Source organism: Brucella sp. NBRC 14130, assembly GCF_040371715.1.
Classification (GTDB): Bacteria; Pseudomonadota; Alphaproteobacteria; order Rhizobiales; family Rhizobiaceae; genus Brucella; species Brucella intermedia.
On sequence record NZ_BAABTE010000002.1, the window covers coordinates 132,303 to 156,987 of the forward strand.

Sequence of the window (24,685 nt, forward strand, 5' to 3'; positions counted from 1 at the left end):
ATGCATTCATTGTATTTTTGATCTATACATTGTGCATGAATGGGACTTTTCTCGAAAGGTTTGCACTGTATGGTGGCGTATTTCATGCAGGATTGTGATTTGCTGTCGCCGAATTGCTGCCCTTCATTGGAGTAGCTTTTTTCGACGGAAAGAATCGTCAATGTGGAAACGAATGTAAGAAATAATGCTCTTTTAAACATAAATCTTTCCTTGAAGTTGACATTCAATACATACGAAACTTTGTAGTTTTGATATAATCCAAAAATATTCCGGCAATTATTTTGATGATCGGTCGCTATTAGTTGATTATATTATCCCTGTTTAGATGTAATGACTTATGTAATCAGAACAACATCGAAGATGCACGCCTGTGGGCAGCTAACGTAGCGATTTCGATCTCCGCCCTGTTGCTTTTCAGGAAAACTCGCCTATTGATTGCCGTGACCGATCATATTGGGGGTATTCATGCAGCGCATTTTTCTGGCTTTTCTGAACTCCATGCGGGCACTGAAATATCTCGCGGGACATGAAAAGGCCGTCCAACAGGAATTGGTGCTGTTTCTCCTATCGTTGCCGGTGGCGTATTTTCTTGCGCCGACCTGGCTCACTTTCCTCTTCATGGTCGGCTCGATCCTGTTTCTTCTCCTCGTGGAAGTATTGAACACCGGTATCGAGGCAACTTGCGATGCCGTTTCCCGGGATTTTCACAAGGAGATCCAGATTGCAAAGGACTGCGGGTCGCTCGCTGTCCTGATTTCCATTGTGTTCGTCGTTGCCGTCTGGGGCTACATTCTCGCCAATACCTATCTGGCCTGACAAACAAAGCGTTGATTGATTGCATCCGTTGCATTTGCTTGCCCAAGCGCGCTAAAGCTTGGACATGTTAGCCTCTCACGAGAATCTCGCCATGCTCCGTATTGCCGTTGCGCAACTCAATCCCGTCATGGGTGATATCGCCGGAAATCTGGCAAAGGCACGTGCCGCGCGCGCTGAAGCCGCCAGAATGCAAGCCGATCTCATTCTTTTTACGGAATTGTTCATCTCAGGATATCCGCCGGAAGATCTGGTTCTGAAACCATCTTTTCTTGCTGCGTGCGAAAAGGCTGTTCGTGATCTGGCGAACGACACCTCGGACGGAGGGCCGGGCGTCATTATTGGTACGCCGCTCAGTCGTGAAAGTGGTCTGCATAACTCCATTGTCGTTCTGGATAGCGGCGAGGTTATTGCGGAACGGTTCAAGGTGGATCTGCCGAATTATGGCGAGTTTGATGAGAAGCGGGTATTTCAGTCCGGCCCAATGCCGGGCCCGGTCAACTTCCGTGGTGTTCGCATCGGAATACCGATCTGTGAAGACATTTGGGGTGAACTCGGTGTAGCTGAAACCCTGGCGGAGAGCGGCGCCGAGATCTTGCTTGTGCCGAATGGTTCGCCCTATCACCGCGCGAAGATGGATCGGCGTCATCAGGTGGTTCTCAAGCAGGTGATCGAAACCGAGTTGCCGATGGTCTATGCCAATCAGGTCGGCGGGCAGGATGAGTTGGTCTTCGATGGTGGATCGTTCGCCTTCAACGCCGACCGGTCGCTCTGTTTGCAAATGCCGCAGTTTGCGGAGCAAATCGTACTCACCGTATGGCATAGGCATAATGACGGCTGGCGCTGCGAAGAGGGCGAGAAAGCTAATCTTCCAGAAGGACTCGAAGCTGATTATTCCGCCTGCATGCTGGGTTTGCGGGATTATGTGAACAAGAATGGTTTCAAGGATGTGGTGCTTGGGCTTTCGGGCGGCATCGACTCGGCGATCTGTGCGGCACTGGGTGTAGACGCCCTGGGCAAGGATCGCGTGCGCTGCATCATGCTGCCTTACCGCTATACATCCGACGAATCGCTGAAAGACGCAGCTGACTGTGCAAAAGCGCTCGGTGTTCGATACGATGTTGTGCCGATCGCTGCACCGGTCGAAGGCTTTCTTGAAGCGTTGCATCCGCTGTTCTCGGGAACCGAAAGCGGTGTCACCGAAGAAAATCTGCAGAGCCGCGCACGTGGAACCATTCTGATGGCGGTTTCGAACAAGTTCGGTTCGATGGTTGTTACCACGGGCAACAAGTCCGAAATGTCGGTGGGCTATGCCACGCTTTATGGCGACATGAACGGCGGGTTCAACCCGATCAAGGACGTCTACAAGATGCAGGTCTATGCAATGTCGGAATGGCGCAACAACCATGTACCGACTGGTGCGCTTGGACCATCAGGAGAAGTGATCCCGCAAAATATCATTTCCAAGGCGCCATCGGCCGAACTGCGCGAAAACCAGACCGATCAGGATAGTCTGCCGCCTTACCCGGTTCTAGACGACATCCTTGAATGCCTTGTCGAAAACGAAATGAGCAACACCGAGATCGCTGCGCGGGGGCATCCGCTCGAAACAGTCCAACGGATTGAACACCTGCTCTATCTGGCTGAATACAAGCGCCGCCAGTCGGCGCCCGGTGTAAAAATTACCAAGAAGAATTTCGGACGCGATCGCCGCTACCCTATAACGAACCGCTTCCGCGACCGCTGAAAGACAATAAAATGACTGTGACCGTTCGTTTTGCTCCGTCACCAACGGGCTATATTCATATAGGCAATACGCGTACAGCGCTGTCAAACTGGCTCTTCGCGCAAAAGAATGGCGGCAAGTTCATTCTGCGCTATGACGACACTGATGTTGAACGCTCCAGGGACGAGTATGCGCAGGCAATTGCAGTCGATCTTGATTGGCTGGGCGTTAAACCGGATCGCGTGGAATATCAGTCGAAACGTTTCGATGTTTATGGCAGGGCGGTCGAAAAGCTGAAGCAGGCCGGGTTGCTTTATGCCTGCTACGAAACGGCGGATGAGCTGGAGCGTCGTCGTAAGCTTCGCCTCGCGCGTCGCTTGCCACCCGTTTATGGCCGCGAGGGCCTGAAGCTCACGGACGAAGAGAAAGCAGCCTTCCAAGCGGAGGGGCGCAAGCCCCATTGGCGTTTCCTGCTGCCAAATTTCGATGCCGATCCTTTTAACACCAAGCGTACTGAGGTGCATTGGGACGATCTGGTCCGCGGCCCGCAGACGGTGGATCTTGCCTCGATGTCCGATCCGGTACTGGTGCGCGAGGATGGCACCTACCTCTATACGCTGCCCTCTGTGGTCGATGACATTGATCTCGGCATCACCCACATTATTCGTGGTGATGACCACGTGACCAATACGGGTGTGCAGATCGCGATTTTCGAAGCTCTTGGTGCCAAAGCGCCCGTTTTTGGTCACCACAATCTGCTGACGACGATTTCAGGCGAGGGGCTTTCAAAGAGAACCGGGGCTCTATCGGTAGGATCGTTGCGCGAAGCTGGATTCGAGCCTATGGCCGTAGCTTCGCTTGCTGTTCTGATCGGCACATCGGAAAGTGTTTCGGCTTCCCCAAACATGGAAAGCCTAGCTGAGAGGTTCGATCTGGCTTCGATATCGAAGTCGTCGGCGAAGTTTGACCCCGCGGAACTCGATACACTCAATCGCGCCCTGCTGCACGAGATGCCGTTTTCAGAAGCCAAGTTGCGCTTGGCGGCATCGGGTATTTCCGGCGACAAGGCCGAACCCTTCTGGCTCGCGGTACGGGGAAATCTCGACCGCTTCAAGGATGTGGCTCATTGGTGGGCTATCGTTGACGGCGAGTTACCAGAAACGCCGGATTTCTCGGAAGAAGATCGCGCTTTCCTGGGAGAGGCTTTCACTCTTCTGCCACCAGCGCCCTGGGATCATCAAACCTGGAAAATCTGGGCTGATTCCGTGAAGGCAGCAACAGGTCGCAAGGGCAAGAATCTTTTCATGCCGCTACGCCTGGCACTCACGGGGCAGGCGCATGGTCCGGAATTGGCTGACTTGCTAGTGCTGCTTGGTCCGGAAAGAACTCTGAGCCGACGACCCTGACTTTTGTGTTTGCGGTATAGGCGCGCTCAGCAGGCGGGGTGGATGTGACCGGCGCAACATAGGTCGGTGCGTTTGACGTTTGCGTTATCGGGGAGGAGTTGTAGTTCACTTCCTCGGCTTTGACGGGAGCGACCGTTTCATAGACCGGTAATGTAACCGTGGCGACGGATTTGGTGATCGGCCTGGCGGGGGTCTTGATCTTCCGCTGCGGAATGTGAGCGGCTTTCGGCTGAACTTTTTTGGGTACGACGACCCAGGAGGCTTTGCATAATTTGACATGCTTGGACGGCGATGGGCGTCCGGCAATTGCCATATTCAACTCGTGAACGCGCTCGTGCAAAGTTCTTGTTTCCGTTGTCAGCCGATCCATCTTTGTCAGCAATTTGGTGCACTGGGCTGATTTTGCCGCTGGAGCAAACAAAGTTCCCAGGCAACGATCCTGAGTTGCTGTCTTTCGCAAAACCGAGAGATTGGTTTCGTTTCGATCCAGAAGTGACTGGGTAATGAGAAGTTGCTTTCTAAGCTGTTTCTGTTCCTTGGGCGAGCATAATTCTGCGGGAGGTACCGTTGTGCAGCCGGCCAACGCTCCCGAAACTATCAAAAGTACTGAGTAAAACAAATTTCTATTAGAACACTGTGAAATAATAGACATGATTTCCTCGTGTGTGATAGCGATTAAAACATGTTTGAAGAATATAGTAAATTAAATATTAATGGCGAGTATACCTAAATATACTCGCCACCAACTGTACTTATATTAAGTAATTCTAACTTAGTTTTGGATGATTAACCTCTTTTGCGAAGAGTTTCTCCGGATTTCTGCAAAGCCTCAACCACTGCCAGAGCGGTCATATTGACAACGCCACGTGAGGTGACGGAAGGGGTCAGAATATGAGCTGGTCGAGCTGCTCCGAGCAGAATTGGCCCCACATGCAGCGCGTCTGTAACCATCTTGACCACATTCAGCGTAATGTTTGCAGCGTCGAGGTTCGGGAACACGAGAAGGTTGGCTTCACCTTTCAGACGCGAGTTCGGGAAAACGCGGTCGCGAAGGGCCTGCGAGAGTGCCGAATCGCCATGCATTTCACCATCAGACTCAAGTTCAGGCGCCTTTTCGGCGAGAATTGCCGCTGCTTCGCGCATTTTTTCCGCGCTTGCTGATTCTTTCGATCCGAAATTCGAATGCGACACCAGCGCCGCTTTCGGTTCGATACCGAAGCGGCTGATTTCTTTAGCGGCAAGAATTGCCATTTCGGCGACTTCGTTCGCGCTCGGTTCGACGTTGACATAAGTGTCTGTGAGGAACAGCGCGCCGCGTTGCGAGATGAGCAGGCTCAAAGCCGAATAGTCGCGGATGCCGGGAACCTTGCCGATAATCTGGCGCACGACACGAAGATGGCGTTCGAAGCGGCCTTCAAGACCGCAGATCATGGCGTCAGCTTCGTCACGCATGACGGCCAGGGCGGCAATAGCGGTCGAATTCGTACGTACGATGGTGCGCGCGGCTTCCGGTGTGACGCCTTGTCTGCCAGTATAGGACAGATAGAGATCGACGTAGTCGCGATAGCGCGGATCGTCTTCGGGATTGATGAGTTCGAAATCCGTTCCCGGTCGGATTTTCAGGCCGTAGCGGCGCAGGCGCGTTTCGATAACCTGCGGGCGGCCGACGAGGATCGGAGCGGCGACGCGCTCTTCGATCACAACTTGGGCTGCACGCAATACGCGTTCATCTTCGCCATCGGCATAAATTACGCGCTTTGGCTTTTCCTGTGCGCGAGCCGCGGCAAAGACCGGCTTCATGATGAGGCCGGACCGGAAAACGAAGCGATTGAGGCGATCGAGATAAGCTTCCATGTCTTCGATCGGACGCGTCGCCACGCCTGTTTCCATGGCGGCCTTGGCCACTGCCGGGGCGATGCGGAGAATCAGGCGCTGATCGAATGGCGAGGGGATGATATAGTCAGGTCCGAAAGTGGGCGTATCGCCGGAATAAGCGCGTGCGGCGACATCGGAAGGCTCTTCGCGGGCGAGCGCGGCAATCGCGCGAACCGCCGCGAGCTTCATTTCTTCGTTGATCGCAGTGGCACCGACATCGAGCGCGCCACGGAAGATATAAGGGAAGCAGAGGACGTTGTTGACCTGGTTCGGATAATCCGAACGTCCGGTGCAGATCATGGCGTCGGCGCGGGCAGCACGGGCCTCTTCCGGCATAATTTCCGGCTTCGGGTTGGCGAGTGCCATGATGAGAGGCTTTTCGGCCATCTGCTTGAGAAGTTCGGGCTTCAGCACGCCTGCGGCCGAAAGGCCGAGGAAAACATCGGCTCCGCCGATAACGTCTGCCAGCACGCGCGCGTCGGTCTTTTGGGCGTAAACTTCCTTCCAGCGATCCATCAGCGTGTTACGGCCTTCGTAGACGACGCCTTCGAGATCGCAGACCCAGATGTTTTCGCGCTTTGCACCGAGATTGACGAGCAGATTAAGGCAGGCAAGGGCCGCTGCACCTGCTCCTGAGGTGACAATCTTGGCGTCGCTGATTTTCTTGCCAGCGAGTTCCAGGCCGTTCAGCACTGCGGAAGCCACGATAATCGCCGTGCCGTGCTGGTCGTCATGGAAGACAGGGATGTTCATTTTTGCGCGAAGCTGCTCTTCAACTTCGAAGCACTCAGGTGCCTTGATATCTTCAAGATTGATACCGCCGAAAGTTGGCTCCAAGGCAGCGACTACATCGACGATGCGATCGATTTCGTGCGCGTCGATTTCGATATCGAACACGTCGATATCAGCAAATTTTTTGAAAAGGACGGCCTTGCCTTCCATGACCGGCTTGGAAGCAAGTGCACCGATATTGCCAAGGCCAAGAACCGCAGTGCCGTTCGATACGACGGCGACGAGATTCCCCCGGGCGGTGTATTCGGCAGCCGTTGCAGGGTCTTCGTGGATCGCGAGGCAGGGAGCGGCTACACCGGGCGAATAGGCGAGCGCCAGATCTCGCTGGTTGCCAAGGGGCTTTGTCGCCTGAATTTCCAGCTTTCCGGGCTTCGGATAACGGTGAAAGAACAAGGCTGCTTCATCGAAATCCGAACGGGAAGTGGAAGGTGTTTTCTTGGTCATGGTCGCATCGCTTTCCAAAATTTCTTGTGCAGGGCAAAAGCTTGTTTGCACGTGGAGGAAACGGTGACATCCCGTTTCTGCACGCAGCTTTCGCTCACAACTTCCGCACGCTGGGCCATTATTGTTCTTAGTCTATCGGCTCAAGTCTCAGTAGGCCCGTTTTCGAGAATGAGTTTTTCCAAATTTGCAGATCTATCGTTTGGTGCTGTTAAAACGCACTCTGATAAGCGCCGCCATCGATAACGAGATTCTGCCCGGTAATGAACCCGGAATGTTCCGAGCAAAGGAAGGCGCATGCCTGCCCGAATTCCTTCGGCTGGCCAATTCGCCCGGCAGGAATTGCCGACGCTCGCTTCGCAGCTTCCGCATCGGGCGTTGTGCCATTCTTCTGGGCGGAAAATGCAAAGCCGCTGCGAAGCCGGTCTGTGTCGAAAGCGCCGGGGAGAATGTTGTTGATCGTCACGTTGGAGGCTGCGACCGTCCGGGCGACACCGGCGAGAAACGCGGTAAGACCGGCGCGAGCCCCGGATGAAAGATCGAGGCCAGGAATAGGCGCGTATACAGACGTCGATGTGATGTTGACGATACGACCGAACCGGCGCTCGACCATTCCGTCGATCACGGCTTTGATCAACTCCAGAGGAGTAACCATATTCTGCGTTACACCTCGAAGGATCGCATCGCGATCGAGAAGGCGGAAATCCTTGAAGGCCGGTCCGCCGTTATTGTTGACGAGAATGTCAGGCGCAGGACAGGCGGAAAGCAGTTCAGCCTGTCCTTCAGCGGTGGATACATCCGCGGCAACAGCGTCAACCCTTACATTAAATGCCTGCCGAATTGCTTTCGCGGTTTCTGCGAGGGTTTGCTCATTTCGCCCATTGAGAACCAGGTCGCACCCGGCCTCGGCGAGTGCCTCTGCACAGGCTCGTCCGAGCCCCTTGCTGGAAGCGCACACAATTGCTTTTCGACCTTTCAGGCCCAAATCCACGGCTTCATCCTCGCAATTCATTCAGTTTTCAAGACATGCCACCAAGCAAGCAGTCTGATCAACCGGATTCTGGTTCATCGGCTCATATGTCCACCTTTTAGGGCAGAAACCGTGTTACTCGAGAACAAAATTTGGTGAGTTCCGCTATTCAAGCGGAGGCGTAAACTCTGCTCTTGGCCGTATCAGCGATCCACTATCCGCCTGTTCCAGCGCATGAGCAAGCCACCCTGCGATCCGCGCGAGCGCAAACAACAACAGTGGCGCATCTGACGGAAGTCCATAGATTTCAGTCACTGCGGCGAGGGCGAAATCGACATTCGGTTTCTCACCAAGAATATCTGCAGCGGATTGTTCAAGATCGCGATAAGGCGCGGGTAGTTCCAGATGTTTCAGCAGGGCGGAAGCACGGATATCCCCGGTTTCGCCGTAAAGCGGATGACCGAACAAATGAAGTTGGGCACCTTGCCTGAGCAGGTCCTTGATGGTGGCTTCGGCGCCTATCTGGCGGGCTTGTGCGATGATTGTCGTTGCGGCAGTTGCGGCACGTCCATGTCGCGGGCCGATCAATGTAGATAACCCGGCAAGAACTGCTGCGGAAAGTGGCGCTCCTGTCGAGGCCGCAACGCGGGTGCCAAATGCTGATGCGTTGAGTTCATGATCAGCCAGAAGCACCAATACACGCCGGATCACATCGCTCGCCCGCGGCTTTTGCCAGGCTGACGCAATGCGTTCATGCATAGGGGCGCTGGATGAGGGAACGTCAAGGATCGTATTGTGGAATAACTGCAGCAGAGCGAAAGCCTCTTGCTGCAGGATTGCCGTGGAACGTCCGGAACTGGGCAGATCATTCGCTGCCCGAATGGCAAAGACGGTAAACAACCTTTCCAACGGTGAAGATTGTGGCTGATGTCTGCGGAGCTTCGTCTCGTCGAGATTGCTGGCACTGGTATCGAAATTCATCTGCCATAGCAGGGCGGCCACTTCTTCCAAGGTTGCTGTTTCGGACAGTTCGACCGCGTCACGACCGCGATAAAGCAGGCGACCGTCGACAATGGTCGAAATGCCCGAACGCATGATGGGAAGCCCCCAACGAATAGTATCGGCTGCAACAACACTGTCTCTTTTACGACCGGGACGCCTCTCGGCCAATCGATGAACGTCCTCCGATCTGTAGAGGCTGCGTCTGGGGTCGTCGGGCAGGGGCTTGGAACGAATGCGGCCGCGGCTGACGTTGGCATAAAGGGTTTGCGGCTTTGTCTGAAGAATGGAAAGCGCTTCCTCCGCTGTGAGCCAGTTCATTGTTGCTCCCAACATTGATCGATTTCATCAAGATTGACGTCAATTATACTTGGAACCAATGTCGAAAGGCAAACAAGGAGAAATACCATGAATAGCGGACTTGAAGATGTGGTTGCTGCCGAAACCGTGCTGTCTGATGTTGATGGGCTTGCAGGCAGGCTGGTCATCCGCGGTCGATCGCTGGATGATCTGGTCCCCCACAGCAGCGTCGAAGATGGAATTGAACTTTTGTGGGACGGATTCTTCGAACAACTCCCGACAGGAGAAGAGCTTCAGAAGGCGCTCGGCGAAGCCCGCTTGCAGGTATTTCATCACACGGATGCTCTTGATGACGCACTGATGGAGTTGTCGCCGCTGGAAGCACTGCGTGCCTTGATGGCTCGCATCCCAGACGAGAACGATTTGACAGCCGCCTTGCATCTGATGGCCGCACCGGCAGTTTTCACAACCGCCATTTTGCGTGAACGCAAGGGGCGGCGCCCCATCCGCCCTGATCCCACACTGCCGCATAGTGCGGACATACTCCGCATGATGAATGCCGGAATGCCTGACGAAGTGGAAGTTGCCGGGCTGGATACTTATCTCATGGCGGTTTGCGATCATGGATTGAACGCCTCGACATTCGCCGCCCGCGTCGTGGCATCGACACGTGCTGGCCTGACTTCTTCCCTGCTCGCCGCCATCAGTGCGCTGAAAGGACCGTTACACGGTGGAGCTCCGGGTCCCGTACTCGATATGCTTGATGCCATTGGCAGGCCTGATAACGCAGAGTGGTGGCTTGAATCGGCAATTGCCGACGGAGAACGGTTGATGGGCTTCGGTCATCGGGTCTATCGCGTGCGCGACCCGCGTGCCGACGCCCTGAAAGGCGCCTTGAAGCGTATAGAATCCCTTGGGCATGAGCGTGGAAAACACCGGGTTGAGTTGGCGGAGGCGGTGGAAAAGGCAGCCATAGCAATTCTCAGGCGCCACAAGCCGGATCGGGCTCTCGAAACCAATGTCGAGTTCTATACCGCCCTTTTGCTTGAGCAACTGGGTTTCCCTCGCGAGGCATTCACCTGCGTCTTTGCAATGGGCAGAACCATGGGGTGGATAGCTCACTGCCGAGAGCAGATCGCGACCAACAAGCTCATTCGTCCGCAATCGCGTTATGTTGGTCCAAAGGTGGAGCTCGTAGCTTGAAACATAGTCAGCGCATTCGAAGCTGTGTGAAGTTGCTCATCGCACCATAAAAACAGCTGTCATATCGCTGTGACAGGAATCGGGTTTTCTGCGCTCAGATCAGGTTGCCATTGAAGGGGACAACCAATGAGCGCAGATGCTCCGCAGCCCAGAAAACTCCGAACGCTATTCATTTCGGATGTGCATCTCGGTTCAAAAGCAGCACAGGCTGAACTGCTTTTGGATTTTCTCCGTTATCATGAAGCGGAGACAATCTATCTCGTAGGGGATATTGTCGATGGATGGCGCCTGCGGCGCAATTGGCATTGGCCGCAGGAACACAATGATGTGGTCCAGAAACTGCTTCGCAAAAGCCGCAAGGGCGCGAATATCATCTACATCGCCGGCAACCACGACGAATTCCTGCGAAATTTCCAGGGAACGCATTTCGGCGGCATCGAAGTGATGAACCGGGCGATCCATGAGACGGCAGACGGTCGGAAGTTTCTGGTCATCCATGGCGACCAGTTCGATGTAGTTGTCCGCAATGCTCGCTTCATCGCTTATCTCGGCGATTGGGCATATGACAGTGCGATCTGGATAAACACCGTCATGAGCCGTGTCCGCTCGCTTTTCGGATTGCGCTACTGGTCATTTTCAGCCTGGGCGAAATTCCGGGTCAAGAAGGCGGTAAATTTTATCGGCCAGTTCGAGAATGTGGTTTCTGAAGAGGCGCAGCGTATTGGTGTTGATGGAGTGATCTGCGGTCATATCCATCATGCGACAATCGAAAGCATGAATGGCGTCGAATACATCAACACGGGTGACTGGGTGGAAAGCTGCACCGCTGTGATCGAACATTTTGACGGTCGGATGGAACTCGTCGAATGGACCGAACGCCGTGACCACCGCCCGAAGGCAGGACGCGTCAATTTCGACAGCGAAGAGCATGACGAGGGCAGGATAATCCAACTGCCGCGCCCCGTTCGCGAATTGGCGAACCTTCGCCAATGAAGAAAATTGTCATCGTCACCGACGCCTGGCATCCACAAGTCAACGGCGTCGTGCGCACGTTGACCAAGTGTCATGATCTGATGATCGAACGGGGATATGACGTCACTGTCGTGTCCCCATTAGACTATAGATCAGTTCCGTGTCCGACATACCCGGAAATCCGGCTGGCCTTGACGACACCGGGCGCGCTCAAGCGGCGCTTAAAAACCATGCAGCCGGATTTCGTGCATATTGCAACTGAAGGCCCGCTTGGATTTATGGCTCGACGTGCCTGTCTGAAAATGGGGTGGTCCTTCACGACGAGTTTCCACACACGGTTTCCAGAATATCTGCAGGAACGCTTTCCGGTCCCTCCGAGTTGGACCTACGCATTCCTTCGGCGTTTCCACAATGCGGCCCGGCACACGCTCGTGCCTACCCAATCCATACTGGATGACCTCAAGGCCCGTGGCTTTACGCAACTGGATCTCTGGACGCGCGGTGTCGACCGTACATTGTTCTACCCCCGACCCGAGGTGCCGAAGGAATTGCCCCGACCGGTGTTTATCTGCGTGGGACGAGTCGCGGCAGAAAAGAACCTGCCTGCATTTCTGGAACTCGATCTTCCCGGCACAAAGCTGATTGTCGGAGACGGGCCCTCCCTTAATGATCTGCAGGCGCGGTTTCCGGAAGTGGTGTTCGTCGGGAAACGCGAAGGCGAAGCGCTGGCCCAGACTTATGCCGCAGCAGACGTGTTTGTCTTTCCTAGCCGAACGGATACGTTCGGTCTCGTTTTGCTTGAAGCGATTGCATCCGGCCTGCCGGTCGCAGCCTATCCGGTCCCCGGATCACGAGATGTTGTCGGTGTTACCGGTGCAGGCGTTCTTTCCGAAGACCTAGGCGAGGCATGCTTGGCCGCCCTGGAGATGGAGCCGTTTGAGCCTGCAACAGTGCTCAAACAATTCACCTGGGATGCCTGCGCCGATATCTTTGAAAGTGCGCTCGCTCCGGTCAACGGGACAGGGAGCGAGAGCTATCAACGCGCAGATCAGCCCCAGACGGCAGCTTCCGGCGGATAGACCAAAGCGCCTTCATAACGCAGGCCGGGATTGCGGTCATGGGCCAGAAGCAGCGGTCCATCTAGGTCGACCACATTGGCTTTCTGGGCAAGCAGGACTGCCGGCGCCATACCGAGCGACGTGCCGACCATGCAGCCGACCATGATCTGAAGCCCCAGGTCGATCGCCTTGTCCCGCATGATGAGGCCTTCCGTCAGCCCTCCTGCTTTATCGAGCTTGATGTTGACAGCGTCATAGCGTTTGGCAAGTTCTTCAAGGCCCACCGACGTATGAACGCTCTCATCGGCGCATATAGTGACCGGTCGTTCGATTTCACTGAGAATCTGATCGTTGTCGGCTGGCAAGGGCTGCTCGATAAGGACGACACCTGCTGCGGCGGCGGCGCGCATGTTCTCGGCAATATTGTCGGCTGTCCATCCCTCGTTCGCATCGATGATGATCCGGCTGTTCGGAGCAGCATCTGCGACGGCGCGGATTTTCTCGATATCGTTTTCACCGCCCATTTTCACCTTGATAAGAGGATAATGAGCGACTTTTGCCGCTGATTCCGCCATTTCGGAAGGCGTGCCAAGCGAAACGGTGATTGCCGTTTCGAGGGGGTGTGGCGGCATACCGAGCATATCGGCAACGCTTTTGCCCGATTGCTTTGCTTCGAGGTCCCATAGAGCGCAATCGACTGCGTTGCGTGCAGCTCCAGCAGACATCAAACTCTGAATATCCTTTCGCGTCGCGCCGTTCTCGATAGCGGAGCGGACGGCCTCTATCTGGGCGCTTACGCTTTCGATACTCTCGCCATAGCGTGCGTAAGGAACGCATTCGCCACGTCCTTGACGAGAACCGTTGCTGATCGCACACACAACAACAGCGGCCTCTGTCTTGGAGCCTCTGGAGATTGTGAATTTTCCGGCGATGGGATAGCGTTCTACAGTGATATTCAAGGTATTGTGCATAGAGATGCCCTCTGGGACGCAGTATTTCGGTCGTTCAACGACTCGTATATGAGGTAGGCCATGTTGACCGACACTGCCGACAAAGCAAGAGCCACCGACAACTCTGCGCCGAAGATTGATCTGGCGGAGCACGACGGCGTGCGCCATATACGGATGAACGGTCGCTGGGTATCGCAGAGCGTCAACCTTGTTGATGACAAGGTGCGCCGCCTGGAGAAGGCGGACAAGAGAGAAGCCACGATCATTGATATTTCTGGCGTTTCCGGTCTCGATACGGCCGGCGCCTGGCTCATTGAACGCTTGCGGCAGCGTCTTGTCGCGCAGCAAGTGGAAGTGCAGCTGGAAGGTGTGCGTCAATCCTGGCTTCCTCTGATGGAGGAAGTAGGGCAGGCCGTCGAGCGTACCCTGGACATCCCACGCCAGAAGAAACCGTTCTTCCTTATTTCGTTTCTGGCCGCGCTGGGCGGTGGCGTTGTTTCCTTGGGTAGTGACTTCAAGATGGCGATGCACATTCTTGGTGCCACGATCCGTGGAGCCCAGTTGAAATACGGACGCGGTAGCGGCATCCCCTTCGCTGCGATTGTCACGCAGATGGACCGCATGGGGGTGGGGGCAATTCCCATCATCATTCTGATGTCGACGATTGTCGGTGCTATCATTGCCCAGCAGGGTGCGTTTCAGTTGCGATATTTCGGCGCTGAAATTTTTGTCGTCGATCTGGTCGGCATTCTGGTGTTGCGTGAGCTCGGCGTACTTCTGACGGCTATCATGATCGCGGGGCGCTCAGGAAGCGCCATTACTGCCGAGATCGGCTCCATGAAAATGCGTGAGGAGACCGACGCTCTTACGGTCATAGGTCTCAATCCGGTCGGCGTTCTGGTCTTTCCACGTCTTGTGGCGCTGGTCATAGTGCTGCCATTGCTCACCATCGTTTCCGATCTCGCTGCGCTGATTGGGGCGGGTGGTGTTGCCTGGTTCTATTCCAATATTTCGCCAGATGCTTTCATCAGTCGCCTGCATGACGCCGTGGCGCTGAATACTTATTTTGCAGGGCTTATCAAAGCCCCGTTCATGGCGATGATCATCGGAATTCTTGCTTCGGTAGAAGGTATGAAGGTTGGAGGGAGCGCGGAATCTCTGGGCCGCCGCGTGACTGCTTCCGTTGTGAAGGCAATCTTCGTGGTTATTGTCGTGGATGGTCTGTTCGCAATGTTCTATGCGGCTATCAATTTTTAAATGCAGCTTATGTTCTTTATTTTTAATGGGTTCTTTGAGACACAGTTGCACAGAAAATTGAACCCTCAATCCTGTTCACTGGTTCAGTCCGAAGCCAAGCTCAGCTAAAGAATGGTTATGGAGAACGGCATCGACCATCGGTCGCAACCGCAGGATGAAGACATTCGCCAGACGGCCGTGCCGATGATCTCGGTGCGCGACGTAACGGTTTCGTTCGGACGCCAGACGGTGCTCGATAAGTTGTCTCTCGAGATTTATCGGGGGGAGGTGCTCGGTTTTATCGGCCCTTCCGGTTCGGGCAAATCCGTCTTGATGCGAACCATTCTTGGTCTCAATAAAAAGCAGTCCGGGGAAATCGAGATTCTCGGCCGCAATATTGATCAGTTGAACGAGCTGGAAAAGATGTCCATCGATATGCGCATGGGCGTTCTGTTTCAGCATGGGGCGTTGTTTTCAGCATTGAACGTTCTTGAAAACATTCAGGTTCCGATGCGCGAGTATCTTGACCTGTCACCGAAACTGATGGACGAGCTGGCGCGGCTGAAAATCGATCTGGTCGGCTTGAAGCCGGACACAGCGGAAAAATTTCCATCCGAGCTCTCCGGCGGCATGATCAAGCGCGCTGCGCTGGCACGCGCGCTGGCCTTGGACCCGGATATCTTGTTTCTTGATGAGCCCACATCGGGACTGGACCCCATTGGCGCAGCCGAATTCGATGACCTGATCGCCAATCTGCGGGATACGATGGGGCTGACCGTTTATATGGTCACTCATGATCTTGATAGTCTTTTTGCAATCTGCGATCGGATTGCTGTGCTTGGGGGCAAGAAGGTGCTCGTCAGCGGCACTATTGAAGACATGCTGACGGTGGACGATCCGTGGGTTAAATCCTATTTTCGGGGCAAGCGTGCGCGTCAGATCGATCCGTCGGCGCCAACGAGACGGCGGCCCGGCAGCCGCTTGCAGACTGGATAAGATATGGAAACTAAAGCCAATTACGTACTGGTGGGTGTCTTTACGCTGATCGTCAGCCTATTGGCTTTCGCTTTCGTGTTCTGGATCGCCCGTTTTGGGGAAGCACGCGATTCTCTGGAACTCGACGTTCGTATTCCAGGTTCGGTCACAGGCCTTTCGGTCGGAAGTCAGGTTCTGTTCAACGGTATCAAGGTTGGCGACGTTCGAGGACTGCAGCTTGATCCCAGCAACCCGGAAATGGTGATCGTCAAGACCCGCGTCAACGCGACAACGCCCATCACCCGTTCGACTACGGCAACCCTTGGTTTTCAAGGGCTGACGGGGATTGCTTATATCGAACTGAAGGGCGGCCGCCTCGATGAACCCAATCTCCTGACAGAGGCCGAGAAAGACGCAACGGTTGCCCGCATTGATGCCGACCCATCCTCAATCAACAATCTTCTCGCAACCGCGCAGGATATCGCTGCCCGCGCAAATTCGGTGCTCGGTCAGTTGGAAGGCTTTGTGAAGGATGCGCGCGGCCCACTGACAGATACCATCAATAATACGAAGACGTTCACCGACGCTCTGGCGAAGAATGCCAACATTATCGAGGAACTTGGCGAGAATACCGGGAATATCAACCAGATCGTCACCGACGCCAAGGACATGATGGCACGTTTGAACGCCGCGTCTGTGCGCGTCGATGCCATCCTGGCCAAGACCGACAAGCTTTTGTCCAGCGATGACAAGGATGGTGTTGTTGCCCAAGCGAAGGCGACATTGGAGTCCATTCGGCAGACGTCAGACAATCTCGACAAGCGACTGGGACCTATCGCGGACAATCTGCAGCGTTTTTCCGGACAGGGACTGCGGGATGTCCAGTCCGTCGTGGTTGACAGCCGCCGTTCCATTCAGCGCATAGAACAAGCTATCACCGATCTTGAGCGCAATCCCCAGCGTCTTATCTTTGGCGGTCAGGGGAATGTACCTCGTTATGACGGGAGGACGCGTCATTGAATTTCAAAACCGGCTTTAATGATATGAAATCACGTCGCGTTGTTCTCCGCACAGCTTCGGTTCCTTTTATTTTTGGCCTGCTTCTTGCCGGCTGCGGGACGACAACACCGCTCGACACGTTCAATCTGTCTGCGCCTCAGCCTGGTGTGACTTCACCGAGCCGCAAGAATGTGCAGTTGCTGGTTCCGACGCCAACAGCTCTCAAGGCGCTTGATAGCGAGAATATAGTCGTCAGTTCCGCACCGGGTTCCATCGAATACCTGAAGGGCGCTCAATGGGGCGACAGGCTGACAAACATCGTGCAGTCTCGTCTGGTGCAAGCCTATGAGAATACCGGTGTATTTGGCGGGATTGGCCGCCCGGGAGACGGACTGGCGATCAACTATCAGATCCTGACTGATCTTCGAATGTTCGGTATTCAGGCTTATGCCTCGCCAAAGCTCGCAGTTGTCGAACTGGCCGTGAGGCTGATGAACGATAAGAACGGGGAGGTTCGTGCGACCCGTGTTTTCCGTACGGCCATTCCCGTCGGTGGCGCGACGAATGCAGCCTATGTGAAGGCGCTCGACGCCGCCTTTGAACGGACTGCCAGCGAAATCGTGAGCTGGACGGTAACGACGCTCTGAGCCCGCGAAAGTTGATTGATGAGGAGGGCCGGCGATTAGTTGCCGGCCCTTTTTCTTTGGATTGACGCAGCCTGTTGCTGGCCGATAGTCCAGCCAACAAAAAACGCGGCCCGAAGGCCGCGTTTTTCTTCATTTCTGTTTCTTAGCGGAGGCGACCGCTTGCGTGAGCAAGCATTGTGTAGACTTTGCCGGTATCTGAAGTGAGGTAAGTCCGCGTTACCATGTTATCACGGTCGTTGCGGGCGACATCCTCGAGAAGACGCTGGAAGTCATCCATGTAGCGGTCCACGGCGCGGCGGAATTCGCCATCCGTCTGATACTTGCGCTTGATATCGTCAAAGGTCTGCTGACCTTTCAGCGTATAGAGGCGACGGGTAAAGACGTTCCGCTCACCACGACGATAGCGGTCCCACAGTTCCACAGAAGCTTCATGGTCGATAGCGCGCGCAATATCCACCGATAGCGAGTTCAGCGATTCAACGACATGGCTTGGCGAGCGAGGCGTTGCTGTCGGCTGTGCCTTGGGCTGCGCGGCCTCTTCTTCCTCACGGGATGCGCGGGCAAGGAGATCAGATACCCAACCACGCGGCTTTTCCGGTTGCGCAGCTTCGGATGATGCAGGCTGTGCCTTCGGCGCTTCGTAGACGCGCTGACGGAGAGCGACATCTGCCTGCGCCACTGGCGCCTGAACGGGAGCCGGACGAGCTGCAGCCGGTGTAGGACGCGAGACCGGGCGATCTGCACGGCTTTCGCCGACATCTACCAGGCGACCGGACTTGTTGACGATTTCGGCCAGTTCCTTGAGCGCATTGATCTGCTCGCTCACGGCCTTGCGCATCGCCGTCGTTGTTTCCTTTGCCTCAGCAGGCATGTCGAGAACGCCGCGCTTCAGTTCACCACGGGTCGTGTTGAGCTCGTTGCGGATTTCGCTGGCCGTGCGACGGATGTCGTCGGTTGCCGCAGAGAACTTCTGTGCAGCCTGTTCGACGATTTCCGAAACGCTTTCGCGCATCTTTTCGGCAGAAGAGCGGGTCTGGCCTTCGGCGCGCTGGAATGCAGATGCCACCAGCTCTTCGAAGGATTGCATCAGCTTTTCGACGCCTTCCGACTTCTCGACCAGGCCGGATGCCAGCTTATCGAGCGCCTGATGGCGATCTTCAAGCGTGCTGACGAGACCGTTCTGAGCCGAATTGATCATTTCGGAAGCAGAGGAAAGAACCTTTCCATGCTCTTCGAAGCGGTCGGCGATGTCTGCAATCTGAGACAGCGTGCTGTCCGAGATCGCCCGCAAAGTACCGATATTGCCGTCGATCAGGCCTGTGGAGGCCTGGAACATCTGCGCAGCGCGGTTGGTGTTCTCGACAAAGCTCGATGTCGTGTCGACAAGACGACCATCAATGTCGGTAAGATTGCGCGTAGCTGCGTCGATCAGCTTGCCCAACTCGCCGTTCGATGCGGCGAGACGGTCGATCAGTTCGCTGACATTATCGGAAAGTCCGGTTTTGGCCTGCTGGACAGCAGCAATTGTTTCTGCAGTCCGGCTCGCGAGTGCATTGACTAATGCGGCATTTTCCGAACGGAGTCTGTCGGTTGCGGCGTGCGTTGCTTCTTCAAGCTGTTGTGCCAGCCCACGACCGCTATCAGCGAGCCGCTGCACGAGCGGCTCTGCCGTATCGTTGAGAATCTTGGTGATTTCCTGCGAACGGGCAGCAAGAACGGCGTTGAGTTCGCGGGTGCGTTCCTCCAGTGTAACTGCAGTCGTGTCGGTTACCTGTGCGATGCGTGCTTCGACGGAGCCGAGTTCCATCGTTATACGCGAACCGATGTCGCCCAGACGGGTAGCGATTGCATCGGCACGTTCTGCAAGACGGGTTTCGGTGCCAGCGAGATTGTCGGCAACGCTGGCCGAGAAGGATTCGCTGTGACCTGCGAGCGTCTCGCTCGTCTTGGACGCCGTATCTGCGATACGAGCTTCAATCGTACTGAGTTCGCTGGTGAGGCGGCTCTCGATTGCTTCAAGCCCGCTGGCGATGGCATTGGCGCGTTCGCTGAGACGGCTCTCTGTTCCAGCCAGATTGTCGGCGACGCTGGCCGCAAAGGCCTCGCTGTGACCGGCAAGCGTTTCACTGGTTCTGCTGGCCGTATTGGCGATGCGGGCTTCGATCGAGCCCAACTCGCCAGTGAGGCGGCTTTCGATCTCGCCGAGGCGACCGGCAATCGCATCGGCGCGGTCGCCGAGGCGGGCTTCCGTGCCAGACAGGTTATCGATCAGGCGTGCGCTGAATGCCTCACCGAAACCGTCCAGAGCTTCACCGGCCTTGGCTGCTTCAGTTGAAAGCGTGCTTGCTGCTTCGCCGATCTTTTCACGTAGCGTGCCTGCAACGATGCCGGCGCTTTGTTCCAGTGCCCGGCGGACATTGTCGACGCCGATGGTGAGCGCCTTTTCCATCGTCTGGGTGCGTTCTTCGATAATGCCGGTCTGGCCTTCGAAAGCGCGGCTGATAGCGGAGCTGCTGTCGGCAATTGCATTGTGCAGGTTGGCCGTGCGCTGTTCCAGAATGTCGCTGTGATCCTGAAGCGTCTGGCTCAGCGAGGCGGTGCTTTCGCTCAGCGTCGAACGGATTTCGGCGGCACGGGTTTCAATCGTGCGCTCGTGACCGTCAAGAATACCGGAAAGGGCATTGTTGTGGTCATTCAGAACCGTGTGCAGGCCGCTCGTCCGTTCTTCAACCTGACGGATATGTTCACCCAATGTCGCGACGAACGTGTCGCGGCTGGCGCCGATGGACGCGTTCATGCTGCTGGCGCGCTCATCGAGAATACGCGCGAGCGTATCCTGATTGTCGGCGATAAGTGCCTGAAGGGAATTTACGCGTTCGTCAAAGGTGCGGGCGAGAACTTCGCGATTTTCGTTGAAGTTATCCCGCATTGCGGCAGCGCGCTCATCCATCAATTGAGCAAGCATAGCCTGGTTGCCTGCAATGATGCCATGAAGAGTGGAGGCGCGTTCTTCGAGCGAACGGCTGTGATCTGCGAAGCTCGCATCGAGCAGAGCAGAGTGGCTTTCCATTGTCTGGCGCAGCGCATGGGTCCGCTCTTCCAGAATTGCCGCATGGTTGTCGGCAACAGAATTGAGCGCCGATGCACTCGCGTTAACGGCATTTTCGATGTCACTTGTGCGTGCCGCAAGCGTGTCGGCGTGTCCGCGGATAACCGCGGAAACCCGTTCGGTTTCGCCTTCCAGCGATGCAGCGAGAACATCGCGGCTTTCAGCAAGCTTGCCGGCAAAGGCATCCGCCTTTTCGCCGAGGATGTTGCCGACGCTTTCGCCGATAGACGTCAGATCTTCACCGATCTTGGTCTTGGTTTCATCGATCATCGTGCTGAGCGAAGCGCGACCGCTGGAGAAGGTCTCTGCGATTTCGCGGGTACGAGCGATGAGATTTTCATTAATCTGACGCGAACGGGTCTCGAGAGCCGCGTTGAGTTTTTCAGTGCTGCTGTCGAGTGCATGTGCGCGAGCTTCGAATTCGGACAGAAGCGACCGGCCGCGCTCGGAAAGCGTGCTTTCGAGGTTGGCGAGGCGAGTGTCGAATTCGCTGACCATGGACTGCGTTGCGCCGCCGAGCAGATTGGCAATACCGCTCGTACGTTCGTCCAAAGCCTCAGCCAGACGGCCCGATACAGTGCGGGATTGCTCATCAAGTGTCGCGATACGCGTGTCCAGCAGGTTGGCAAAGGCTTCACCGGAAGTCGTGATGCGCGAGCCTATGTCTCCGGTGCGGGTTTCGATGGCTTCGGCAATAGCGCCACCGCTTTCATTGATGCTGCCGATCAGTCGTTCGCCAGATTCGGTGAGCAGGGTGCTCAACTGTTGCGAGGCAGAAAGAACATTGTCGCGGATGATGTTGGAAGCGCTCGAAAGTTCTTCCTTGAGCTGTTCGTGCGCACCCGAGATCGACGAACGCACGCGCTCGGCATGGCTGACGACAGCTTCACGCTCGTTGCCGAGGTCGCTAACCAGCGAACGAATACGAACTTCATTATCGCTATAGGCGCGTTCCAACTGATTGACTTCGGACTGAACCAGCGTTTCCAGCTCGACGGCCCGCGCCAATGTGCGTTCAATGCCTTCGTTCATGGCGGCGACTTCGCGACGCACAGCCTGTCCGAGAGTAGAAACGCGATCACCGGAAACAGCTTCCGGCTGGAGCAGCCGCATGGCAGCTTCCGACATGCTGCGTGCAGCCAGATGCATTTCCTGCGCACGCTTTACAAGCTGCGCAAATCCCCAGAACATGGCGACGGGCAAGGCTACACCAGCCACGACGCCGAGACCGGCGGGCGAAGTGAAGAAGTCCTTGGTGGCCTGCATGCTCGAGAAGACATCAGGATTGATGGCCTTGCTCAGCGCAACACCGCCAGCAGCCCAAAGCACGCTGATTGCGGTCGTGGTCCAGAACAGCTTCGACGAGTTTTCGGTCACGCGGCGTGGAGCTGCGATTATTGTTTTTTCACTGCGGGAATCGTCGTTTGCTGGCGTGAAGGTAGAGGAAGCGACATTGGCAGTCGTCGCAACAGACGGAGCGGAAACAGGCTTGCTGACCGGCTCTGGCGTGGGTGCTGCTGACTTCGAGGTATTGGCCGGCTTGTGCTGCACATTGGCCACGGCTTGCGCCACGGGACCCGCAGCTTTCACGACCGGGGGAACCGGTGGCGCCGCAGGCGTCGCAATCACCGAGGCTGTGGTGATGGTAGCGGCTTTTGCAGCGGTTTCCACTGGAGAAACGGCAGCGGGCTCAGCCGTTTTGGTCTTCTGTTCGGCAACCAGTTCTTCAGCCGCGCGCGAAATCTGCTCTTCCAGATCATCGACCGAGAAGCCTTCATCGAACGCACTCAAGTCCATATCCATATCAAGATCGTCACCGAAATCGATATCGAGTGCCTGTTCCAGTGCCTTTTCAACCTCAAGGTCGAGCTTCTGTGCCTTGGATTTGGAAGCCATTGTTCGCCTACCTCGTACTCATTACTGCGACGGCCGGACCATGAAAGAGCCGTTACAAAACTTTCTCCGCCATTTTGCATCGTATCGGGTCGTGCCTGTTAAGGAAATAGGCGTCTTTTGCCGATACCTAAAACTTTAAATACAAGGTTAACGGAAACCGGCTCAATTCGTGAAAATTCGACATTTCCGGCCTTCTGGCATTTACCAGCAAGTTGTGGAAATTGATCTGGACCATTGGGACTGCCTGAAAGAGCACTGCAAAGTTATTAACAAAAATACTCTCTTTGCGTGCAAATCCTTTCGCGGTCCGCTCCATGATTGCATCGTGTCGGCTCGGGATTCTATCCGCTTTTTCTCACAACCTTTGCTTCTTATCATATGATGCACTTTTGGCTGACGGCAAGGAAGAGTTTTACGGTCGTGAACGCAACTGTCGGATTTGCCAGGCGAGGAAACCTTCAATCGACGCACGGCATATTGGCGCAGTTGCGGACAAGTGCGCGGTCAAGGTTGAAACTGTTTCCAGAACGCCGTATCTGCGATTTCGAGTTTATTTGCGTTTTCAAGCCGGGATGGTGCGAACGCTGAAGACAAAGATCGCGCGAAATTTGCGCGTTTCAAGGAAATAAAATGACGAAGATCGTATTCGTATCTGCTGACGGCGCTACCCGAACCGAGGTCGAAGCCGACAACGGTTCCAGCGTGATGGAAGCTGCCATTCGCAATGGCATTCCTGGCATCGATGCGGAATGTGGCGGCGCTTGCGCCTGTGCAACCTGCCATGTCTATGTTGACGAGGATTGGACGGACACTGTCGGTGGGCCGGACGCTATGGAAGAGGACATGCTGGATTTCGCTTATGAGGTCCGCCCGACCTCGCGCCTCTCATGTCAGATCCGGGTGTCGGACGATCTTGAGGGGCTGGTCGTACAGGTGCCAGAACGCCAGAACTAGGCTTTTAAAGAAGTAGGAATGCGATGGGTTATGAGCCGCAGAACGATATTGTCATTATCGGCTGCGGACCCGTCGCACTCTTTTCCGTCTTTCAGCTTGGGCTTTTTGGTTTCAAGTGCCATCTCATAGAAGCCTGTGATCGGCCCGGCGGTCAATGCACGGCACTCTATGCTGACAAGCCGATCTATGACGTACCCGGATTTCCCGAAATCATGGGCGAGGAACTCGTTGAACGGCTTCTCAGGCAGATCGAGCCGTATAATCCGGTTTTTCATTTCAAGAAGATTGCAGACAGCATCTCTGTCGATGAATACGGGGTGACCATCAGCACTTGCGATGGTGAAAAGTTCCACGCCCGCGCTGCGGTGATTGCCTCCGGTCTCGGCGCGTTTACCAGTAATGAGCAGGTTATCCGTCCTGACCCGCTTGCAAAGCTTTCGCTGTTGAAAACGGGTAACATGCTGGCTGTAAGTTCAGAGACCTTCAGAACTTCGAGTCCAAAGGTCTATGCCATCGGGGATGCCTGTCATTATCCGGGCAAACTGAAACTGATCCTGTCGGGGTTTCACGAAGCCGCTTTGATGACGCAGGCCGTACGACGGGAATTGGCCTAGCTTCGGTTCGCTATTTGGAAGCCTGCTGGGCGCGCTCCATGCGATAGGTCAGCAAGCGCGCGAAACGATCTTCGAAATTGATTGTCTCAACCCGGTCGAACCGCTGCTGCTCCTTGTCATGTGCTTCCATGAGGCGGGCTGTTACCTTGTCTATGTCCGCGCGCAGCACCACGCAATCCGGGCGGCTGCGCAGACCACGTATTTCCCGTTCCATCCGGCTCGCAAAGCTTCGGGCGATCACGATGTGGCTTTCTTCATGCCGACGAATATCCTGCACCAGCGTATCCCAGATCAACGCGAGTTCCGGCGTAGCCTTGCGACGCTGCTTCCAACGGGGCAGGGAGACCTTTGCGTGAACATTCACGTAAACATCCTGCACCTTGCAGTCTTTTCCGGGTGCACGACCATAGCGCACTTTCGCGTCGAAACGGATTTCAGCGGCACCGGGGTGATGCCGGCCTGTCTTCTTGAGGAAGGGGCCGCTGCGGGAAAGTGCCTTGTCGAGGTCCGCCGCCGTTTTACCGCTTACGGTGTAATAGCTGAATTCGCGAAAGATCGACGCGGCTTCGGCCTGGGGAGCTACCATGGCAAGAACTGCACCGAGGGCCAGAACCTTCTTTCTCAAATTCATGTCCTGGCACCTCTTTCTAAAACCAGCAGGAAATTCGCTTTTTGCTGCCACAAGCATGGCATGCAATCGTCAAGAGAACTATAACGCCCTTCAAAATGACTTCAGGCGAGGTTGGTTGC

At 55.4% G+C, this 24,685-nt stretch carries 19 protein-coding genes; 12 read left to right on the forward strand and 7 right to left on the reverse strand.

What is annotated here, in order from left to right; genetic code table 11:
• Positions 1-465 precede the first annotated feature (465 nt).
• The 3 genes from ABWW28_RS04155 to gltX all read left to right on the forward strand — a co-directional run bounded on the left by ABWW28_RS04155 (position 466) and on the right by gltX (position 3,945).
• On the forward strand, positions 466-816 hold the full coding sequence (locus ABWW28_RS04155) for a diacylglycerol kinase (protein WP_025089515.1): 351 nt from the start codon (positions 466-468) through the stop codon (positions 814-816).
• A gap of 64 nt (positions 817-880) precedes the next feature.
• Positions 881-2,560 carry an NAD+ synthase gene (locus ABWW28_RS04160; RefSeq protein WP_036592383.1) on the forward strand — a complete coding sequence of 560 codons (1,680 nt, stop codon included), beginning with the start codon at positions 881-883 and terminating at the stop codon, positions 2,558-2,560.
• An 11-nt stretch (positions 2,561-2,571) separates the two neighbouring features.
• Entirely contained in the window at positions 2,572-3,945 is a 1,374-nt protein-coding gene (gltX, locus tag ABWW28_RS04165; RefSeq protein ID WP_021585183.1) for a glutamate--tRNA ligase, read from the forward strand.
• Here gltX and ABWW28_RS04170 read toward each other — a convergent pair.
• The 4 genes from ABWW28_RS04170 to ABWW28_RS04185 form a co-directional block, all read right to left on the reverse strand.
• Positions 3,863-4,597: a hypothetical protein gene (locus ABWW28_RS04170; RefSeq protein ID WP_080697252.1), complete on the reverse strand. Its 735-nt coding sequence runs from the start codon at positions 4,595-4,597 to the stop codon at positions 3,863-3,865. The genes gltX and ABWW28_RS04170 overlap by 83 nt on opposite strands.
• Positions 4,598-4,731: 134 nt before the next feature.
• Complete coding sequence (locus ABWW28_RS04175) at positions 4,732-7,056, reverse strand: NADP-dependent malic enzyme (protein WP_006470512.1); 2,325 nt, start codon at positions 7,054-7,056, stop codon at positions 4,732-4,734.
• 208 nt (positions 7,057-7,264) lie between these two features.
• On the reverse strand, positions 7,265-8,044 hold the full coding sequence (locus tag ABWW28_RS04180; protein WP_063882410.1) for an SDR family oxidoreductase: 780 nt from the start codon (positions 8,042-8,044) through the stop codon (positions 7,265-7,267).
• Between the two features lie 144 nt (positions 8,045-8,188).
• The gene (locus ABWW28_RS04185; protein WP_021585181.1) at positions 8,189-9,343 is read right to left on the reverse strand and encodes a citrate synthase; all 1,155 of its coding nucleotides are present in this window, start codon (positions 9,341-9,343) and stop codon (positions 8,189-8,191) included.
• 87 nt (positions 9,344-9,430) lie between these two features.
• Here ABWW28_RS04185 and ABWW28_RS04190 point away from each other — a divergent pair, with 87 nt between their 5' ends.
• The 3 genes from ABWW28_RS04190 (at position 9,431) to ABWW28_RS04200 (ending at position 12,576) form a co-directional block, all read left to right on the forward strand.
• The gene (locus ABWW28_RS04190; protein WP_021585180.1) at positions 9,431-10,525 is read left to right on the forward strand and encodes a citrate synthase/methylcitrate synthase; all 1,095 of its coding nucleotides are present in this window, start codon (positions 9,431-9,433) and stop codon (positions 10,523-10,525) included.
• 126 nt (positions 10,526-10,651) lie between these two features.
• Complete coding sequence (locus tag ABWW28_RS04195) at positions 10,652-11,518, forward strand: UDP-2,3-diacylglucosamine diphosphatase (protein ID WP_021585179.1); 867 nt, start codon at positions 10,652-10,654, stop codon at positions 11,516-11,518.
• Positions 11,515-12,576: a glycosyltransferase family 4 protein gene (locus ABWW28_RS04200; protein WP_021585178.1), complete on the forward strand. Its 1,062-nt coding sequence runs from the start codon at positions 11,515-11,517 to the stop codon at positions 12,574-12,576. The genes ABWW28_RS04195 and ABWW28_RS04200 overlap by 4 nt, the downstream gene beginning before the upstream one ends.
• On the opposite strand, the gene dgcA is transcribed toward ABWW28_RS04200, so the two are convergent.
• Positions 12,546-13,526, reverse strand: a complete 981-nt coding sequence (gene dgcA, locus ABWW28_RS04205; protein WP_021585177.1) for an N-acetyl-D-Glu racemase DgcA — start codon at positions 13,524-13,526, stop codon at positions 12,546-12,548. The genes ABWW28_RS04200 and dgcA overlap by 31 nt on opposite strands.
• A gap of 60 nt (positions 13,527-13,586) precedes the next feature.
• Between dgcA and ABWW28_RS04210 the strand changes: the two genes are divergently transcribed.
• From ABWW28_RS04210 to ABWW28_RS04225, 4 genes are all read left to right on the forward strand, one after another.
• On the forward strand, positions 13,587-14,762 hold the full coding sequence (locus tag ABWW28_RS04210; protein WP_021585176.1) for an ABC transporter permease: 1,176 nt from the start codon (positions 13,587-13,589) through the stop codon (positions 14,760-14,762).
• Positions 14,763-14,873: 111 nt separating this feature from the next.
• Positions 14,874-15,737, forward strand: a complete 864-nt coding sequence (locus ABWW28_RS04215) for an ABC transporter ATP-binding protein (protein ID WP_025089517.1) — start codon at positions 14,874-14,876, stop codon at positions 15,735-15,737.
• A gap of 3 nt (positions 15,738-15,740) precedes the next feature.
• Positions 15,741-16,736: an MlaD family protein gene (locus tag ABWW28_RS04220; protein WP_021585174.1), complete on the forward strand. Its 996-nt coding sequence runs from the start codon at positions 15,741-15,743 to the stop codon at positions 16,734-16,736.
• Positions 16,737-16,759: 23 nt separating this feature from the next.
• Positions 16,760-17,362: an ABC-type transport auxiliary lipoprotein family protein gene (locus tag ABWW28_RS04225; RefSeq protein ID WP_031346040.1), complete on the forward strand. Its 603-nt coding sequence runs from the start codon at positions 16,760-16,762 to the stop codon at positions 17,360-17,362.
• 142 nt (positions 17,363-17,504) lie between these two features.
• Here the strand turns inward: ABWW28_RS04225 and ABWW28_RS04230 are convergent, their stop codons facing one another.
• Positions 17,505-22,367 carry an apolipoprotein A-IV repeat region-like domain-containing protein gene (locus tag ABWW28_RS04230; protein ID WP_021585172.1) on the reverse strand — a complete coding sequence of 1,621 codons (4,863 nt, stop codon included), beginning with the start codon at positions 22,365-22,367 and terminating at the stop codon, positions 17,505-17,507.
• A gap of 630 nt (positions 22,368-22,997) precedes the next feature.
• On the opposite strand from ABWW28_RS04230, the gene ABWW28_RS04235 reads away from it, so the two are divergent.
• Both ABWW28_RS04235 and ABWW28_RS04240 read left to right on the forward strand, forming a co-directional pair.
• Complete coding sequence (locus ABWW28_RS04235; RefSeq protein ID WP_021585170.1) at positions 22,998-23,321, forward strand: 2Fe-2S iron-sulfur cluster-binding protein; 324 nt, start codon at positions 22,998-23,000, stop codon at positions 23,319-23,321.
• Positions 23,322-23,344: 23 nt separating this feature from the next.
• Positions 23,345-23,935: an NAD(P)/FAD-dependent oxidoreductase gene (locus ABWW28_RS04240; RefSeq protein WP_021585169.1), complete on the forward strand. Its 591-nt coding sequence runs from the start codon at positions 23,345-23,347 to the stop codon at positions 23,933-23,935.
• 10 nt (positions 23,936-23,945) lie between these two features.
• On the opposite strand, the gene ABWW28_RS04245 is transcribed toward ABWW28_RS04240, so the two are convergent.
• A complete protein-coding gene (locus ABWW28_RS04245) occupies positions 23,946-24,566 on the reverse strand; it encodes a DUF922 domain-containing Zn-dependent protease (RefSeq protein ID WP_025089518.1) in 621 nt (206 codons plus the stop codon).
• Between the last annotated feature and the right edge of the window lie 119 nt (positions 24,567-24,685).